Below are 17,913 nucleotides of genomic sequence, written 5' to 3' on the forward strand. Positions count from 1 at the left end.
CCGTATAACCGCAATCATGCTGACGGACCTCTCCATCCGTGACGTTGTCCTGATCGAACGGCTGGATCTATCGTTCTCCGGCGGGCTAGCCGTATTGACTGGAGAGACCGGCGCGGGGAAGTCCATCCTTTTGGACGCCTTGGGCCTGGCGATCGGCGCCAGGGCCGAAGCGCGCCTCGTCCGTCACGGCAGCCAACAGGCCGTGGTCACCGCCGTCTTCGAATTGCCCGATGCGAAACCGCTGAGTGCCTTGTTCGACGAACACGGCATTGAACCCGCCGAGCAGATCATCCTGCGCAGGACCCTGGGCACAGACGGCAGAAGCCGTGCCTATCTGAACGACGAACCGATCAGTGTCGGCCTGATGCGACAGGTCGGCGCCGCCTTGGTGGAAATACAAGGGCAGTTCGACCAGCAAGGTCTGATGGATGCGGCAACGCATCGCGACGTGCTGGACGACTATGCCGGGATAGGCGGAACGGAACCCGGCTGTGCAGGGGAATACGCCGCATGGCGGGAGGCCGAAAGGGCCGTCGCCAGCGCGCGCGACGCGGCACGAAAGAGTCGCGAGAACGAAGCGTTCCTGCGCTTCTCCCTGGAAGAGCTTGAGACCCTTGCGCCCGAGACCGGCGAAGAGAGCAGCCTGTCGGAAGAACGGGCTTTGCTCAGAAATGCGGAACAGATCGTGGCGGCAACCAATGCCGCGGACGATTTATTGAACGGCTCGGAAGGTGCGGACACACAATTGCGGCACGCCGCGCGGGCCTTGGAAAACGTCGCCGGACAGGTCGGCGGCGATCTTGCCGAAGCCCTGGCCGCGATCGACCGCGCGGCCATCGAACTGCAGGAGGCGTCCGGAGCACTGGCCCGGGCGGTCGCCGGTATCGACGCGTCGGAGGGGCGGCTTGAAGATGTCGAGGAGCGCCTATTCACGCTACGGGAAACGGCCCGAAAACACGGGGCCGAACCGGACGATCTGCCCGCTGTCATCGCCAATCTTCAGGAACAACTGGCGATGATCGATGGCGGCGAAGAGCGACTCGCCGGTTTGGAAAAAGCCGCAGCAACCCGCAAACAAGCCTTCGTCGACGCCGCCAAGGCTCTGTCCAAAACCCGTCGCACCGCGGCGAAAAAGCTCGATGCCGGGGTCAATGCGGAATTGCCGCCATTGAAACTGGAAAAGGCGAGCTTCCAAACGGAAATAGAGGATCTGCCGGAACCGGAATGGGGACCGCATGGCCTGGACCGTGTCCAATTTCTGGTCGCGACCAACCCCGGCGCGCCGCCGGGCCCGATCGGCAAGATTGCGTCCGGTGGTGAATTGAGCCGGTTCCTGCTGGCTCTGAAAGTGACCCTGGCGGAACGCGGCGGAGCCCCGACAATGATTTTCGACGAGGTAGATAGCGGTGTCGGCGGCGCCACCGCGGCGGCCGTGGGTGACCGGTTGGGACAATTGGCGAAGTCCCGCCAAGTGCTGGTCGTGACGCATTCTCCGCAAGTTGCCGCACTGGGCCGATCGCATTGGCGTGTCGCCAAGGGCGAATCCAACGGTGCGATGATCACGGCCGTCAATGCATTGGATGATGCCGAACGTCTGGAAGAAATTGCCCGAATGCTGTCGGGCGCGAATGTGACGGAGGAGGCGCGCGCCGCCGCCCGCCGTCTTGTACAAGGGAGCGACGCGGCATGAGCGAAACCGGCAGCCCGACCCAGAAGCCCGTGGCGGAACTGAGCCAGGACGAGGCCCGTCGGGAACTGGCCCGCTTGGCCATGGACATCGCCTATCACGATGCCCGGTACCACAAGGAAGACGCCCCCGAGATCACGGATGCCGCCTATGACGCGATGCGTCGCCGGAACGAGGAGATCGAAGCGCGTTTTCCCGATCTGGTCCGCAAGGACAGCCCGACCTTTCGCGTCGGCGGCGGGCTGAAGTCAGGCTTCGGCAAGATCCGGCATGTACGGCCGATGCTGTCGCTGGGCAATGCCTTTTCGGACGAGGACGTTTCGGAATTCCTGGCCCGGGTTCGTCGATTCCTGGGGCTTGGTGACGCTGAAGGCCTGGAAATCCTGGCGGAGCCGAAGATCGACGGGCTTTCAGCCTCGCTACGCTATGAAAACGGTCGACTGGCCTATGCGGCAACCCGGGGCGACGGGACGGAAGGCGAGGACATTACGGCCAATATCAAGACGCTGAGAGACGTTCCCCATACGCTGAAGGGGGCGCCTTCGGTCCTGGAGGTTCGCGGCGAGGTCTATATGCGCAAGGATGACTTCCTGTCGCTGAATGAAAGGCAGGAAGCCGCAGGTAACAAGATTTTCGCCAATCCACGCAACGCCGCCGCCGGATCGCTGCGGCAGTTGGACCCGAATATCACCGCGGCCCGCCCGCTACATTTCTTCGGCTATGCCTGGGGCGATGTTTCCGAACCGCTCGGCGCGACCCAGGCGGAGGCGCGGGAACGGCTGGCGGAACTGGGCTTTTCCCTCAATCAGCCGGCCAAGGTCTGCGACAATGTCCAGGCCGTGATCGACTATTACCGCATGGTCGACCATCAGCGGGCCGAACTGCCCTTCGACATCGACGGCGTCGTGTACAAGGTCAACCGGCTGGACTGGCAGGAACGTCTGGGCCAGGTCAGCCGCGCGCCGCGCTGGGCCATCGCCCATAAATTCGCCGCCGAAAAAGCGGAAACCGTGATCGAGGCCATCACCGTTCAGGTCGGTCGCACCGGCAAGCTGACCCCCGTCGCCAACCTGACCCCGGTGACGGTAGGCGGCGTTACGGTCTCCCGCGCCACGCTGCATAACGAGGATGAAATCGCCAGGCTGGGCGTCAAGGAAGGCGATACGGTTCGGATCCAGCGGGCCGGCGACGTCATTCCGCAGGTACTTGAAGTCGTCAAGGACGGCGGCGGGCAGCCCTATGTCTTTCCTTCCGCCTGCCCGGAATGCGGCAGCGACGTGGAACGCGAGGAAGGCGAAGTCGACTGGCGCTGTACCGGTGGCCTGATCTGCGGCGCCCAGGCGGTCGAACGCCTGAAACACTTCGTCAGCCGCGATGCTTTCGACATCGAAGGATTAGGCACGAAGAGCATTGAGGAGTTCTGGAATGACGGGCTGATCCGCCAGCCCGCGGATATTTTCACGCTGAAGGCGGAAAACCTTGCAGGAAAGGAAGGCTGGAAGGAGAAATCCATTTCCAACCTGTTGGATGCCATCCGGGACAGGACAGAGGTTCCGCTCGACCGTTTCATCTATGCCCTGGGGATCCGCCATATCGGGCAGACGACGGCAAAGCTTCTGGCCCGCAGCTTCGGGTCCTATGCCGCTTGGCAAAGTGCGATGCGCGCAGTTGCCGCCGAGCGTCAGGCCAATCCGGACGAGCACAAAAAACCGGACTTGATAGGGCCGCATTATGCCGACCTGGTCGCGATCGACACGGTCGGCATGACCGCCGCGGACAGTCTGGCCGCGTTTTTCGGGGAAGAGCACAATATCGAAGTTCTGGCCTCTTTGGACGCTGTGCTTACCGTGACCGATGTCGAGGCCCCGAGTACCGAAGGATCCCCCGTGGCCGGCAAGACGGTGGTCTTCACCGGCACGCTGGAAAAGATGACGCGAGGGGAAGCCAAGGCGCGGGCCGAGGCTTTGGGGGCAAAAGTCTCCGGTTCGGTATCGAAGAAGACCGACTATGTCGTCGTCGGCGCCGACGCCGGTTCCAAGGCCAAGAAGGCGGCTGAACTCGGTGTCGCCATGTTGAGCGAAGATGAGTGGCTCGACATGATTCAGAACAGTTGAATCGGCCTTCTTTAACCACCGATTAACCATAAATCGCGTATATTGCGACTCAGGTTTTATGTGACAATTCACGAATACCCGCCGAGCGTGTAAACTCACTCGGAATTCGGGACCGCATAGTCTTGGGGAGGACGTCTATGGCGATTTCGTGCTTGAAAAGGGCCGTTCTGAACGCCGCGGTCGCCGTCGCGTTCATCTTGGCAGGCACCGCCGCCCAGAATGCGTTGGCGCAAACCGGACTGGGCGACGCGCCTTCGCCGTCCTGGCGGATTTTGAAGCGCGACTCCCAGGGACGCCCCGTTATCCTCGATAAAGGCACCGGACAGGAACTGGAGGTCGAAAAGACCGAGACGCCGGATGCCGACGCCCCCACCGAAGACGAAATCAGAAAGATAGATCCCAGCACGCTGATGCGGGGCCAGTTGTTGTTGGTAAACCCCGCCAGGAATATCCGGACGCAATTGGAGAAGATAGGCTTCAAGATCCTGGAGGAAATCCGGCTTCATACCATGGGCGCGGAGGTCTGGCGGGTCAGCATACCGCCGAGCATGAGCGAAAAGGGCGCCCTGCGAAGACTGAAGAAGGATTATCCCGATCTTCTCGTTGACACCAACGAGACCTTCGACCTTTCCGCAGGGCAGGTCGGCCCGGATTTCTCGCGCAGTTTCGTCGGTTGGGGACCGGTCTCGGCGAGTTGCGGGTCGGGTATGCGGATCGGCATGATCGACGGCGCCGTCAACAAGGCGACGGCCGCATTATACAGGCAGCGTGTGACCTACGAAGGGTTCAACGCCAAGGATAGAAAGCCCGCCGGGGAAACGCACGGGACCGCCGTCGCCTCCATGCTGGTCGGGAAACCGGTAGACTCGGCTAAGAACATAGGCGGCCTACTGCCGGGGGCGTCGTTGTACGCGGCGGGGATCTTCGAGATCCGTGGCGGCAAGGAAGTCGGCAACCTCGGCAACATGCTGAAGGCGGCGGATTGGCTTCTGAAGAGCCGCGTCAGCGTCATCAACATGTCGATTGCCGGCGGTGGCAACGGCGTGATGACCTTCGTGCTCAACAAGCTGCTGGAAAAAGGTGTCGTGGTCGTCGCGGCGGCGGGCAATAACGGACCGCGCGCGAAACCCGCCTGGCCGGCGGCTCACCCCAAGGTCATCGCCGTCACCGCGATCGATAACCAGCTGAAGATCTACGAGCAGGCCAATCAGGGGAACTATGTCGATTTCGCAGCGCCCGGCGTGAATCTCGTCACCACGGTGCCGAGCGGCTTGAAACTGCAAAGCGGGACATCCTTCGCCGCCCCCTTCATCGCGGCGATGGTGGCCATTCATCTGGACGCGGGGTTCCCGAGCGATCCCGACCAGCTACGCGCCAGCCTCAGGCGATATACGAAGGATCTCGGCCGGTCCGGCAAGGACGATGCCTTCGGCTGGGGCCTCGTACGGTTGAAGCCCTCCTGCCGCTGACACGCTCATGCCGGGCGGGCGCTAGAGTGTGCGGGTAGCCTTCTCCAACCAGGCCGCGGCTTCGGCATCGTCGCCCAGTTGCGGCGCGACCTTGCGCCTGACCTCGGCATGGTAGTCGTTCAGCCATGCGGTTTCGCGGTCGGTCAGCAGGGAAACGTCCACAAGGTTCAGGTCGATCGGCGCAAAGGTGATCGTCTCGAATCCGAGCAGCGGCTTGTCGCCCAACCCCTGGTCCTGCAATTCGATCACCACGACCAGGTTCTCGATCCGGATGCCGTATTCGCCGGTTTTATAATAACCGGGCTCATTCGAGAGGATCATACCCGGCTGCAGCGCAACGCCACCGGCACCCTTTGAGATCCGCTGCGGCCCTTCATGAACGTTCAGATAGCTGCCGACCCCATGGCCCGTGCCGTGATCGAAATCGAGCCCGACGGACCATAGGAACTGCCTCGCAAAACCATCCAATTGGCCGCCGTTGACCCCGGCGGGAAACCGCGCGGTCGCGATCGCGATATGGCCCTTCAGGACACGGGTGAACCGGTCCTTCATCTCGTCCGTCGGTTCGCCCAGCGCCACCGTGCGGGTGATATCCGTGGTGCCGTCCAGATACTGACCGCCGGAATCGACCAGATAGAGTTCGCCTTGACGCAAGGGGCGGTCGGTCTCCTCGGTCACGCGATAATGCACGATCGCCCCATCCGGACCGGCCCCGGAAATGGTGTCGAAACTGAGGTCACGGATCAAAGGATCGCGGAACCGGAAAGCCTGCAGTCGGTCGGCGGCGGAAAGCTCAGTCACCCCGCCCGCCGCGACGGCCGCAGGCAACCATGCGAGGAACCGCGAAATCGCCGCGCCGTCCCGGGTATGCGCAGCACGCGTTCCGGCGAGTTCCACATCGTTCTTGCACGCCTTCGGCAGCAGGCACGGGTCGCTGTCCTCGACCACCGTGGCCCCGCCTTCGATCAATTTGTCGAACACGACGGAGGCTGCCGTCGCCGGATCGGCCTGCACCTTGGCGCCGCCAGCGCCGAGATCGGCCAGGGCATCGGAGAATTCCTCAAACGGATGAACGGCAACGCCATTGCCCAGGTGATCGGACAGCCCCGGCAGCAGTTTGCGCCGGTCAATGAACCAATCGACGGTGGAATCGTCGTGCAGGATCGCGAAAGACAATGGCAGCGGGCAGCGGCTGACATCCCCGCCCCGGACATTCAGAAGCCAGGCGATGGAATCGCTGGCGGTGATCACGGCGGCCTTGCGGCCGTCCTTCTTGAGAGTCTCGGACAGGCGCTCCCGCTTGCTGGCCGATGTCTCGCCCGCATAGGCGATGTCATGGGGTCGCACCGGGGTCAACGGCGCCGCGGGCTGCGTCGTCCAGACCGCATCGATCGGATTGTCGGCAACCGGCACCAGTTCGAACCCGGCCTTCTTGGCCGCCCGCTGCAATCCGACGACGCCGTTACGGGTATGCAGCCAGGGATCGAACGCGACCTTCTGCCCCGCGGTGAAGACCTGTTCCAGATAGTCGGTGACGGGTTCGGTGACGAGATGGCGGACCGTGAACCGATCGGTATCCACCTGGTCGCGCACCTGCAGCGTATAGCGCCCGTCGACAAAGATCGCCGCTTGCGACATCGCGACAACCGCCGCCCCGGCGGAACCGTTAAACCCGGTCAGCCATTCCAGCCGATCGGCGCGCGCCGGGATATACTCGCCTTGGAACTCGTCCGTGCGCGGGATGACCAAGCCGTCCACTCCCCGGTCCTTCAGCTCCTTGCGCAACGCGTCCAGCCGGTCGGCTGGGGCCGGTCCCGGGCCGAGCCCCGTATCGACGCTCTGCGCCAGTTCCGACCGGCATCGATCTAGCGCGTCCCGTGCCGAGGGCGACAGATCGCCGCCCAGCAGGTCCATCCAGGCGTCGTCCAATTGCCGCGGCCCGGCAACGACCCCCCGCAGGAAGCTCGTCAGGTCGGCGTCTTCGATATCCACGCCGGATTCACGCAACAAGGTTACGGCTTCGCTGACCGTCATGGCTTCCGCTCCAATTAAATACCGCTGAACATTGCTGAACATTTAGGACGATCCGAAAGCTATGGAAGTACCGGCGCCGAGGCAAGCGGCAGCGGCATCGCGCCCTCCCTGTCGTATTTCCAAGGTGTGATCTATGTCACTCCTCGGTGATGCCATACCGAAAACGCATTACTGACCTGCGAACTACGCCCTGGTCATTAGCCGTCCGCCCCGCCATATCACCGTCATTCAAACCGCTGGCGCACAGTGCGCTGTCATTTAAACCTAATCGGATTTGAGGTGGATCATGGCTCATGTCATAGCTGCCGGTAACGCGCCGGCGAAACATTCGAATATCTTTTCCGCATTCGTTCGGAAAATTGTTGAAGCCTACCAGGAACGCAAGGCGTTTGCCGCGTTGGAATCCCTTGACGACCGTCTGTTGGAAGATGTCGGCCTGACCCGTGGCGATCTGCTGGATTGGCAGGCTTCCGGCCGGGTTCCGCGCCGCTAATCAACGCGCCGAAGGATCGACGAAAGTCCCTGTACGGTGACTTCGTTACGCGCCCCGCAGCCAGCCGGTCCCTCCCCCGGCTTGGCGCGGGGCGTTTTTATGTCGCCGCCCCGCTCTTCCGTCTCAACAACAGCGTCGACCAGCCTTCGAGGCGTTCGCGGCCGCGCAGGACCAGCCCCTGGCGCCGATAGGCGGCAAGAACCGCTGTTTCCTGGTCCTGCAGCAAACCCGACAGGATCACGTCTCCACCCGGTGCCGTGACGCGGGCAATGCCCGGCGCCAGCCGCTGAAGCGGACCGGCCAGGATATTGGCGATGACCAGGTCGTATTCGCCTGGTCGGTTCAATTCCCGTCGGTCCAGGCCGTCGCTGACGATCGGCCGGATTCGATTCCCAAGCCCGTTGATGCGGCAGTTTTCCGCCGAAACCAGGACGGCGTCGGGATCTATGTCGCTGGCCGTCACCCGCGTCGCCCGCGACGCCAGACCCGTTGCGATCGCCAGAATCCCCGTGCCGCAGCCGAGGTCCAGCGCCGTCGCCACCCGGCGACGCTTCAGGACCGCATCGATCATCAGCAGGCATCCCTTAGTGGTGCCGTGTTCCCCGGTTCCAAACGCCATGCCGGCATCCATGCGGATCGGCAGACTCCCCGCCGGAACGGTGCCGTCGAAATGCGACGGGTAGACGAAGAAACGCTTTGCTCGGATCGGGGTGAAACTTTTCTGGTTCTCAGACACCCAATCGATTTGCGGCAACGGCCCAGCACTGAATTCCGGCACCGGAATTCCGGCGATCCGCGCGCCGTCGGCAATCGCCTTTTCCAACCGATCGTAGGGCGGCAGTTCGGTGCAATAGGCTTCGAATCGCCAAGTGTCCTCACCCGGGGTCTCGAAACAGGTGACGGCGACCGCGAAAGGCTCCATCACTAGTTCCATCGGACCAGACGACTCCGCCGTGGGCAGCAGGAACTCGATCTTGAACAGGTCGGTCACGTCCGCTCCACGAAACCGGCGACCACGCGTTTCGTGCCGGCCTTGTCGAATTCGATGGTCAAGTTATCCCCGTCTATCTTCACGATCGTGCCCGGCCCGAATTTCTGATGGAAACAGCGTTCGCCTTCGCCGAAGTCGTGGCTCTCGACGATACGGCTCTCCGCCCGTCCGTCTATCACCGGCGGCTTGGTGCCGCCGACGCCCCGTTGGCGCAGCCTTTGCCAGCCCGGTCCGCCACCGCTGCTGCGATAGGCACCGGGGTCCGGCGTCTCGGCCCGTACGGCCAAATCCGATCCGTATGAACGATCCCCGCCGAAACCGCGCCCGTAACCGCCGCCATACATGAAGGCGGCCCGGTCTTCCGCGGTTCCGCCGCCGATGCCGGCATAGACGCCGCGATCGCTTTCGACCTCGACGAAGTCCTGCGGCAATTCGTCAATGAAGCGCGACGGTATGGCGCTCGTCCATTGCCCGTGTATGCGACGGTTCGCCGCGAAGGAAACGAAGGCGCGCTTGCGTGCCCGTGTAAGGCCGACATAGGCCAGACGGCGTTCCTCTTCCAGGCCCGCCATGCCGCTCTCGTCCATCGTCCGCTGACTGGGGAACAGCCCTTCCTCCCATCCCGGCAGGAAGACGGTATCGAATTCGAGGCCCTTCGCCGCATGCAGGGTCATCAGGCTGACCTGTTCGCCCTCACCGCGATCCTCGTTATCCATCACCAGGCTGACATGTTCCAGAAACTCGCCCAGGCTCGCGAAATCATCCATCGCGACGGTCAGTTCCTTCAGGTTCTCCAACTTGCCCGGCGCTTCCGGCTTTTTGGACTGCTGCCACATCAGCGTATAGCCGGACTCGTCCAGGACCGTTTCGGTCAGTTCCACATGCCCGACCCCATCGGCCATCGCCCGCCAGCGGTCGAAATCGTCCAGGATCGCGGTCAGGGCGTTGCGCGCCTGCGGCTTGAGTTCGTCGGTCTGGACCAACTGGCGCGCCGCAAAATACATCGGTTCGCCGGTCCGGCGCTGTAGGTCGTGGATCGCCTGTTCCGTTGCCTTGCCGATTTTCCGGGCCGGCTTGTTGATGATGCGTTCCAGCGCCAAGTCGTCGGCAGGCTGCGCGATGACGCGCAAATACGCGATGGCATCACGAATTTCCTCGCGCTCGTAGAACCGCGCCCCGCCAATCACCTTGTAGGGGATGCCGAGGGTGATGAGCCGTTCTTCGAATTCACGTGTCTGGAACCCGGCCCGGACCAGGATCGCCATTTCGTCCAGGCTGACGCCCTTGCCGTGCTGCGCCTCGATTTCGTCGCCGACCTGCCGCGCCTCTTCCTCACCGTCCCAGACGCCGCGCACCCGAACGGGCTCACCCTCTTCCTCGTCGGTCCAGAGCGTCTTGCCCAACCGCCCTTCATTGTTCGCGATAAGACCCGAGGCCGCCCCCAGGATATGCGGGGTGGACCTGTAGTTCCGTTCCAGCCGCACCACGGCCGCGCCCGGAAAATCTTTCTCGAAGCGCAGAATGTTTCCGACTTCCGCGCCGCGCCAGCCATAGATCGACTGATCATCGTCGCCGACACAGCAGATATTCTTGTTCTTCTGCGCCAGCAGTCGAAGCCAGAGATACTGCGCCACGTTGGTGTCCTGGTATTCGTCCACCAGGCAATAACGGAACATCCGCTGGTATTGTTCCAACACGTCGGGATGCTGGGTAAAGATCGTCAGATTGTGCAGCAGAAGATCGCCGAAATCGGCCGCGTTCAGCGTGATCAGGCGTTCCTGATACTGGCGGTAGATATCGATCACCCGACCATTCGCGAGATCGCCGGCCTCGCCCGCCCCGACGCGTTCGGGAATCAGCCCCTTGTCCTTCCAACGCTGGATTACATGAATCAGCATCCGAGCCGGCCAACGCTTTTCGTCCACCTGTTCGGCCTGCAGGATCTGCTTCAACAGGCGAATCTGATCATCCGTGTCCAGGATGGTGAAACTGGGCTTCAAGCCGACAAGTTCGGCGTGACGGCGCAGGATACGCGCCGCCAGGGCGTGAAACGTGCCGAGCCACATGCCTTCGGTCGACCCGCCTACCAATTCGGCGACGCGGTCGCGCATTTCACGCGCCGCCTTGTTCGTGAAGGTAACGCAGAGGATCTGATAGGGTTTCGCCCGGCCCTGATGGATGAGATGCGCGAGGCGCGTCGTCAGCACCCGCGTCTTGCCGGTCCCCGCCCCGGCAAGCACCAGCAAAGGCCCGTCCAGGGTATCGACAGCCTTTCTCTGAGCCTCGTTCAACCGGTCCAGCCAGGGGGGCGGAGCGGCGCGCGGATGCGCAGGCGCGGGACCTTTCGGCGCACCGGGCACATCCAAATCGTCATAGGCCAATGGATCGTCTGAAAAACTGTCGGACATAACCGTGTCTATATAGCGAGTCGGACCGGATCCATCCAGCCGAAGCGGTCATTCTTCAGACGGGACCGCATCGCGCCGCATGCCGCCGCAACGGCCGGATCAAGTCCGCGTTTCCTGAACCGCGCGGTGATAGGCACTGAGCACGTCCCGCTCGTGCAGAACACCGAGGAGCTTCTTGGAGCCCGCGTCCTGAACCACGGCCACATGTTCCTCGCCGCATTTTTCCAGCAGGTCCATCGCACGGCCCAAATCCTCGCCCACTTTCACAAAAGGCGCGCGGCGGCGAACGACGTCTTCGACGGTCATGGAGGCGTCCTTGCTGCTGTCGAAAGCAAACTCCTTCAGGTCCCGCAGCATCACGGTACCGACCAGCCCGCCTTCCTTGTCGATAACGAACAACTCCCCATAAGGCACAGCCCCCAACTTCTTACGAACTTCGGACAAGGAAGCCGTATCCAAGATGGCGTGGTGATCCTTCCGCATAATATTGGCGACACGATAGGACCGCATGACAAGCGCTTCACGTCCCCCGAGCAGGTTCACACCGCGCTGGGCCAACTGCCACGTGAAGTAGGAATAGCCGAAGGTCAATTGCGTCACCTGGGAAGAGATGACCGTGGCAATCATCACGCCGATGGTGAGCTCGTAATCACCAGTCAATTCGAAGACCATGAGGATCGTGCTCATCGGTGCGCCGAGTACAGCGCCCGACACCGCCCCCATCCCCACCAGAGTATAGGCGCCATGGCCGGACGACAGATGCGGGAAGACGACGGTCGCGATGACACCGAAAGCGCCACCGACCATGGCGCCGATGAATAGCGATGGGGAAAACACACCGCCCCCCGCGCCGCTGCCAAGGGTGATCGCCGTTGCCGCCGTCTTCAGGACAGCCAGCAGGATCAGCATCTGCAGGGAGAGGACCTGATTCAGGGCTTCGTCGGTGGCCTCGTATCCGACACCGAGTACCTGGGGAAAGAAGATACCGATCACGCCGACGCCCAGACCGCCGATGGCGGGGAGCGCCCATTGCGGAATCTTCGACGCCGCGCCGACGCGCCGGACCACGCCGATGGACCATGTGAAACTGATCGCCGCCACGGCGCTGACAAGGCCGAGCAGTGCGAAAGCCGGAAACTCCCAGAACGAGACGATTTCGTGCGACGGAATGATGAAGGCCGGGAAATGGCCGAAATAGATCCGACATACGATCGTGCCGGTGACGGATGCGATAACGACCGGCGCGAAAGCCGCCAGTGCATAATTGCCCATCACCACTTCAAGCGCGAAGAACACCCCCGCAATCGGCGCGTTGAACGACGCCGCCACGCCGGCGGCCACACCGCAGCCGAGCAGAGTCTGGCGCTGGGATTTGTCCAAATGCAAAATATTGGAAAAAAAGGCGCTGAGGCAGGCGGCAAAATGCACGACCGGACCTTCACGACCCGCCGAACCGCCACTGCCGATGGTAATCGCGCTGACCAGGGCGGCGGTGAGCCCGGGTTTGACGGGAAGATCGCCGCCCTTCAGGGCCTCGGCCTCGATGACGTCGGCGACCGCTTGATTCTGCCTGTTGGGCAGGAACCAATAAATGATCAGGCCGACGGCGAGGCCGCCGCCGGTCGTGGCCGCCAGAATATGCCACCACGGCAATTCGGCGACATGGCTGTGCACGAGTTCCGAAGAGAACCCATAGAAGAGCAATTGGAAAAAAGCGATCGCTTCACGGAACACGATCGCGGCGCCGCCGCCGATGAGGCCGACAAGCACGGCCAGGGCGGACAAGATTAGCTGCTCATGGCGACCAACCCGCCCGAGTCTTTCAAGTACCTCCCCCGGACGCAGTAGCGTCACCGGTCACCTCCGCCAGCGCCGTATCGCAAACACCGTCGCGCCCGGCAAATTTCAGCCACGATAGATACCGTGCAGCTTATCGCCCGCACGAATCATACGGGCATTCCAAGACTACAGCATAGCGAAGAAAGCCCCGCAAACCTTCAATGCGCACGCAGGATCAACTATGCGTTGGCCGCAAGCGCACCTTCGATGGCTTCGATCGCCTTCGCCGCCGCGGCACCGTCGGGCCCGCCGGCCTGCGCCATGTCTGGACGGCCACCGCCGCCCTTGCCGCCGATCGCCTGCGACCCGACGCGGACCAGATCGACGGCGTTCTGCTTGCCGGTCAGGTCATCGGTGACGCCGACCACCAGCGATGCCTTGCCGTCGTTAACCGCGACGATAGCCACGACCCCCGAACCGACCTGCTGCTTCAACTGGTCGACCAACGGTTTCAATTCCTTCGGTGGCACGCCTTCCAGGACGCGGGACGCGAATTTCATTCCGCCGACGTCCTTTGCGTCGGGCCCGGCACCGCCACCGCCGCCGGCGGCAAGCTTGCGGCGAAGGTCGGAGATTTCGCGCTCCAGTTTACGGCGTTCTTCAAGCAGGCTCACAACGCGGTTCGGCGCATCGGATACTGGCGCCTTAAGAGCACCGGCAATTTCCTGCAGTTGACGGTCCCTGGTCCGCGCATAGTCGAGCGCGGCTTCCCCGGTCAGGCATTCAACGCGCCGGACACCGGCGGCGACGGCGGATTCCCCGACGATCCGGAAAGCGCCGATATCGCCGGTCCGGCTGACATGCGTGCCGCCGCAAAGCTCTGTCGAATAGACCCGGTTCGCGGATTCCGGCGCCCCCATCGAGACGACCCGGACCTCTTCACCATACTTCTCGCCGAACAGGGCAAGGGCACCTGCCTCGACCGCCGCGTCCGGCGTCATCAACCGGGTCGTGACCGAACTGTTGCCGCGGACCTGCGCGTTGACGATCTTTTCCACCGCTTCGATTTCCTCGGCCGACATCGGCTTCGGATGGGCAAAGTCGAAACGCATCGTGTCCGGGGCGACCAACGACCCCTTCTGCGTGACATGATCGCCCAGCACGCGGCGCAGCGCTTCATGCAGCAAATGGGTCACGGAGTGGTTGCCGCGCAATTTCGAACGGCGGGTTCCGTCCACCTTCATGTCCAGCGCATCGCCGATCTTGAAACTGCCTTTCGTGCACTTACCGATATGGAGGATCATGTCCTCCACCTTCTTCTGCGCATCGGTGACGCTGAAACTTTGCCCGTCCGGCCCCGTCAAGGTGCCGGTATCGCCGACCTGGCCGCCCGATTCGCCGTAGAAGGGTGTCTGGTTGGCGATGATGACGCCTTCTTCACCTTCCTTGAGTTCCTGGACCGGCGCGCCGTCCTTGACGATGGCGGTGATGACGCCTTCGGCGCGTTCCGTTTCGTAACCGAGGAATTCGCTCGCGCCGACCTCTTCCTTCAACTCGAACCAGACCGCTTCCGTGGCCGCTTCGCCCGACCCCGCCCAGGCGGCCCGCGCCTTCGCGCGCTGCTCTTCCATCGCGGTCTCGAAACCATCGGTATCGACCGACCGGCCCTGTCCACGCAGGATGTCCTGGGTGAGGTCGAGCGGGAAACCGTAGGTGTCATAGAGGGTGAAAGCGACACCGCCATTCAGGGACTCGCCGTCGCCTAGCTTCGCCGTTTCGTCTTCCAACAGGCGCAAGCCGCGATCCAGGGTCGCCTTGAAGCGTTCCTCTTCCAGCTTGAGCGTTTCGGTGATCAGGGCTTCGGCTCGGGTCAGTTCCGGGTAGTGCTGACCCATCATCGAGGTCAGGGACGGGACAAGCTTGTAGACCACCGGATCCGCCGCGCCCAACATGTGAGCGTGACGCATCGCCCGCCGCATGATCCGGCGCAGCACGTAACCGCGCCCTTCATTCGACGGCAGAACACCGTCCGCGATCAGGAAGGAACAGGCGCGAACATGGTCGGCGATGACCTTGTGGCTCGCCTTTTTCGGCCCGTCCACATCGGTATGCGTCAGGTCCGCTGACGCTTCCATGATGACGCGCAGCAGGTCGACATCGTAGTTGTCGTGCTTGCCCTGCAAGACGGCGGTTACGCGTTCCAGCCCCATCCCGGTATCGATCGACGGGCTCGGCAGGGCGACCCGGTTGCCGGGTTCGATCTGCTCGAACTGCATGAAAACCAGGTTCCAGATTTCAATGAAACGGTCGCCGTCTTCATCCGGTGAACCGGGAGGGCCACCGGGGATGGAGGGTCCGTGATCGTAGAAGATCTCGGAACACGGCCCGCACGGACCGGTATCGCCCATTTGCCAGAAATTGTCGGATGTCGAGATCCGGATGATCTTGTCATCCGAAAGCCCTGCGATCTTCTTCCAGAGGGTGGCGGCTTCCTCATCTTCGGAATACACGGTGACAAGGAGCCGGTCCTTGTCGAGGGCGAATTCCTTCGTCACCAGGTTCCAGGCGAGTTCGATCGCGAGGTCCTTGAAATAGTCGCCGAAGGAAAAATTTCCGAGCATTTCGAAGAAGGTGTGGTGGCGCGCTGTGTAACCGACATTTTCCAGGTCGTTGTGCTTGCCGCCGGCACGCACGCATTTCTGCGAGGTGACTGCCCTGTTGTAGTCGCGCTCTTCCTGACCGGTGAAAACGTTCTTGAACTGAACCATCCCGGCATTGGTGAACATCAGGGTCGGGTCGTTCCGGGGAACGAGCGGAGAAGACGAAACGATCTGATGGCCGTTCTTCTCGAAGTACCGCAAAAACTCGGTGCGAATATCGTTCGCGCTGATCATGGTCCGTACCCTGCCAAATGCCTGAAAGTCCCGCTCCGGCGGTCAAAACCAACAAACCGGCCCGAGCGGGCCGCATTTACTAGCTTGCAGCGGCCATCGTGTCCAGAAAGACGCGTTCCGGGAGGCCGGCGGCATCGCGGTTTTTCACGCCTGGAAACCTTTTGTTTAGAAATTTGTGGTCCAATCGCGACCATAGAAGATGTTTTTTGAATTTAGACATTTTGGACAATAGACATGAACTTTTCGCTCAACTCCTTGTACGAGCAACCCTTTACCGTGCTCAATGGTTTGTCCCAGGTGCAGGGTTCCCCCCTCTCCGACCCGAGCGTCATTGTCAGGGACGGTGCTCGTAAGCTCTATACATGGTGGGCCGATTATGTCGCACGACACGACAAGCTGCCGACCCGGAATTCCTTCGACATTCTGACCATGCTGCCGCATGCTGCGAATATGTTCCTTGCGGCCCGCTTGCCGGACGGTGGGTGGACCTACCAATTGCAAGGTGAGGACTTCAAACGCCTTTTCAATGGCGGTTTCCAGAGCAACGAGGCGATCAATCGATCCTTCGCCGCCTTTACCCAACCCGTATCGGAGTATCTGGATTCGGTCGCCGCCGCGCGGACCTGCCACCGGAACTTCGGAAAGGTTAGCGTTGGGGTCCAGAAAAGAAATACGTTCGAAGCAATCGACTGCCCGCTGATCGATGCCGGCGGCAGCGTGTCCCATATGATCGGAATTGCGGAATTGTTTCGGGGCGCTAACGCCCAGTCGTAACGTTGGTGAGTTTGCCCCCGCCGAAACGAAAACGGCCCGCTTGAATATTTCAAGCGGGCCGTTTTCCTGACGGATCGAAACTTGCGCTATTTCGATTGCGGATCGTCGTCCGGGCTCAGCGCGGCTTCCGCGGCTTCATTGCCGGCCGGCCCTTCCAACATCGCACTGTCCAGTACGCCGGCGTTCTCGCGGATCTTGCGTTCGATATCGGATGCGACATCCTTGTTTTCGGTCAGGAAGCGCTTCGCGTTCTCGCGTCCCTGGCCGATACGCTGACCGGAATAGGAGAACCAGGCACCGGACTTTTCAACGATATTGGCATTGACGCCGAGATCGAGAAGTTCGCCCGTTTTCGAGATTCCCTCACCGTACATGATGTCGAATTCGACCTGCCGGAACGGCGGCGCGACCTTGTTCTTCACCACCTTTACCCGGGTCTGGTTGCCGACCACTTCGTCGCGGTCCTTGATCTGGCCGATACGGCGGATGTCCAACCGGACACTGGCGTAGAATTTGAGCGCGTTGCCGCCGGTCGTCGTCTCGGGGCTGCCGAACATCACACCGATCTTCATGCGGATCTGGTTGATGAAGATCACCATGCAGTTCGTACGGTTGATCGAACCGGTGAGCTTGCGCAGCGCCTGGCTCATTAAACGGGCTTGGAGACCGACATGGCTGTCGCCCATTTCGCCCTCCAACTCGGCCCGCGGCACCAGGGCAGCGACGGAGTCGATAACGAGCACATCGACCGCGCCGGACCGAACCAGCGTATCGGCGATTTCCAGGGCCTGCTCACCGGCATCGGGCTGGGAGATCAGCAATTCATCGACATCGACGCCCAGCTTTTTGGCATAGGCGGGGTCGAGCGCGTGTTCCGCATCCACGAACGCGCAGGTGCCGCCGCGCTTTTGGGCTTCGGCGACAACGTGCAGCGCCAGCGTCGTCTTACCCGAACTTTCCGGCCCGTAAACTTCAATGATGCGGCCTTTCGGCAGACCGCCGATGCCGAGGGCGATATCGAGCCCGATCGATCCGGTCGAAACCGCCTCGATATCGAGCGCCTTCTGTTGACCGAGCTTCATGATCGAGCCTTTACCATATGCCCGCTCGATCTGCCCCAGGGCCGCTTCCAAAGCCTTGCTTTTATCCATGTCGTCCTTGCCTACCAGGCGCAATGCCGTCTGACTCATGTGATCGTCCCCGTTTCTGTCATAGGCGCTATCGCTGCGCAACGGCGACACTGTACACATTTTGTTCTCGTTCTCAAGTT

The 17,913-nt window shown here is 62.0% G+C and carries 11 protein-coding genes; 5 read left to right on the plus strand and 6 right to left on the minus strand.

Annotation, left to right across the window (positions count from 1 at the left end):
- Nucleotides 1-16 precede the first annotated feature (16 nt).
- The 3 genes from recN to ACQK2G_RS15665 all read left to right on the plus strand — a co-directional run bounded on the left by recN (nucleotide 17) and on the right by ACQK2G_RS15665 (nucleotide 5,270).
- Nucleotides 17-1,690 (plus strand): DNA repair protein RecN, encoded by a 1,674-nt coding sequence (recN, locus tag ACQK2G_RS15655; protein ID WP_425405971.1) that lies wholly within the window; start codon nucleotides 17-19, stop codon nucleotides 1,688-1,690.
- Complete coding sequence (gene ligA, locus ACQK2G_RS15660; protein ID WP_425405972.1) at nucleotides 1,687-3,801, plus strand: NAD-dependent DNA ligase LigA; 2,115 nt, start codon at nucleotides 1,687-1,689, stop codon at nucleotides 3,799-3,801. The genes recN and ligA overlap by 4 nt, the downstream gene beginning before the upstream one ends.
- Before the next feature lie 137 nt (nucleotides 3,802-3,938).
- The gene (locus ACQK2G_RS15665) at nucleotides 3,939-5,270 is read left to right on the plus strand and encodes a S8 family serine peptidase (protein ID WP_425405973.1); all 1,332 of its coding nucleotides are present in this window, start codon (nucleotides 3,939-3,941) and stop codon (nucleotides 5,268-5,270) included.
- A 21-nt stretch (nucleotides 5,271-5,291) separates the two neighbouring features.
- Here the strand turns inward: ACQK2G_RS15665 and ACQK2G_RS15670 are convergent, their stop codons facing one another.
- Nucleotides 5,292-7,304, minus strand: a complete 2,013-nt coding sequence (locus ACQK2G_RS15670) for an aminopeptidase P family protein (protein ID WP_425405974.1) — start codon at nucleotides 7,302-7,304, stop codon at nucleotides 5,292-5,294.
- Between the two features lie 286 nt (nucleotides 7,305-7,590).
- Between ACQK2G_RS15670 and ACQK2G_RS15675 the strand changes: the two genes are divergently transcribed.
- Entirely contained in the window at nucleotides 7,591-7,797 is a 207-nt protein-coding gene (locus ACQK2G_RS15675) for a DUF1127 domain-containing protein (RefSeq protein ID WP_425405975.1), read from the plus strand.
- Nucleotides 7,798-7,894: 97 nt separating this feature from the next.
- Here ACQK2G_RS15675 and ACQK2G_RS15680 read toward each other — a convergent pair whose 3' ends face one another.
- From ACQK2G_RS15680 to alaS, 4 genes are all read right to left on the minus strand, one after another.
- On the minus strand, nucleotides 7,895-8,788 hold the full coding sequence (locus tag ACQK2G_RS15680) for a 50S ribosomal protein L11 methyltransferase (RefSeq protein ID WP_425405976.1): 894 nt from the start codon (nucleotides 8,786-8,788) through the stop codon (nucleotides 7,895-7,897).
- Nucleotides 8,785-11,196, minus strand: coding sequence for an ATP-dependent helicase (locus tag ACQK2G_RS15685; protein WP_425405977.1), 2,412 nt, complete (start codon nucleotides 11,194-11,196; stop codon nucleotides 8,785-8,787). Before ACQK2G_RS15685 ends, ACQK2G_RS15680 begins: the two co-directional genes overlap by 4 nt.
- Nucleotides 11,197-11,295: 99 nt before the next feature.
- Complete coding sequence (locus tag ACQK2G_RS15690) at nucleotides 11,296-12,981, minus strand: chloride channel protein (protein ID WP_425405978.1); 1,686 nt, start codon at nucleotides 12,979-12,981, stop codon at nucleotides 11,296-11,298.
- A gap of 233 nt (nucleotides 12,982-13,214) precedes the next feature.
- Nucleotides 13,215-15,869, minus strand: a complete 2,655-nt coding sequence (gene alaS / locus ACQK2G_RS15695; RefSeq protein ID WP_425405979.1) for an alanine--tRNA ligase — start codon at nucleotides 15,867-15,869, stop codon at nucleotides 13,215-13,217.
- Between the two features lie 234 nt (nucleotides 15,870-16,103).
- Here alaS and ACQK2G_RS15700 point away from each other — a divergent pair, with 234 nt between their 5' ends.
- A complete protein-coding gene (locus tag ACQK2G_RS15700) occupies nucleotides 16,104-16,643 on the plus strand; it encodes a hypothetical protein (protein WP_425405980.1) in 540 nt (179 codons plus the stop codon).
- 86 nt (nucleotides 16,644-16,729) lie between these two features.
- On the opposite strand, the gene recA is transcribed toward ACQK2G_RS15700, so the two are convergent.
- Nucleotides 16,730-17,833, minus strand: coding sequence for a recombinase RecA (recA, locus tag ACQK2G_RS15705; protein ID WP_425407652.1), 1,104 nt, complete (start codon nucleotides 17,831-17,833; stop codon nucleotides 16,730-16,732).
- Between the last annotated feature and the right edge of the window lie 80 nt (nucleotides 17,834-17,913).

The sequence above is a fragment of the Hwanghaeella sp. genome, from assembly GCF_965227365.1.
Classification (GTDB): Bacteria; Pseudomonadota; Alphaproteobacteria; order UBA8366; family Aestuariispiraceae; genus Hwanghaeella.

What these genes read in the sequence shown, in the direction of transcription:
- recN (WP_425405971.1), top strand. Translation starts at nt 17, where the DNA reads ATGCTGACGGACCTCTCCATCCGTGACGTTGTCCTGATCGAACGGCTG.
- ligA (WP_425405972.1), top strand. Translation starts at nt 1,687, where the DNA reads ATGAGCGAAACCGGCAGCCCGACCCAGAAGCCCGTGGCGGAACTGAGC.
- ACQK2G_RS15665 (WP_425405973.1), top strand. Translation starts at nt 3,939, where the DNA reads ATGGCGATTTCGTGCTTGAAAAGGGCCGTTCTGAACGCCGCGGTCGCC.
- ACQK2G_RS15670 (WP_425405974.1), bottom strand. Translation starts at nt 7,304, where the DNA reads ATGACGGTCAGCGAAGCCGTAACCTTGTTGCGTGAATCCGGCGTGGAT.
- ACQK2G_RS15675 (WP_425405975.1), top strand. Translation starts at nt 7,591, where the DNA reads ATGGCTCATGTCATAGCTGCCGGTAACGCGCCGGCGAAACATTCGAAT.
- ACQK2G_RS15685 (WP_425405977.1), bottom strand. Translation starts at nt 11,196, where the DNA reads ATGTCCGACAGTTTTTCAGACGATCCATTGGCCTATGACGATTTGGAT.
- alaS (WP_425405979.1), bottom strand. Translation starts at nt 15,869, where the DNA reads ATGATCAGCGCGAACGATATTCGCACCGAGTTTTTGCGGTACTTCGAG.
- ACQK2G_RS15700 (WP_425405980.1), top strand. Translation starts at nt 16,104, where the DNA reads ATGAACTTTTCGCTCAACTCCTTGTACGAGCAACCCTTTACCGTGCTC.
- recA (WP_425407652.1), bottom strand. Translation starts at nt 17,833, where the DNA reads ATGAGTCAGACGGCATTGCGCCTGGTAGGCAAGGACGACATGGATAAA.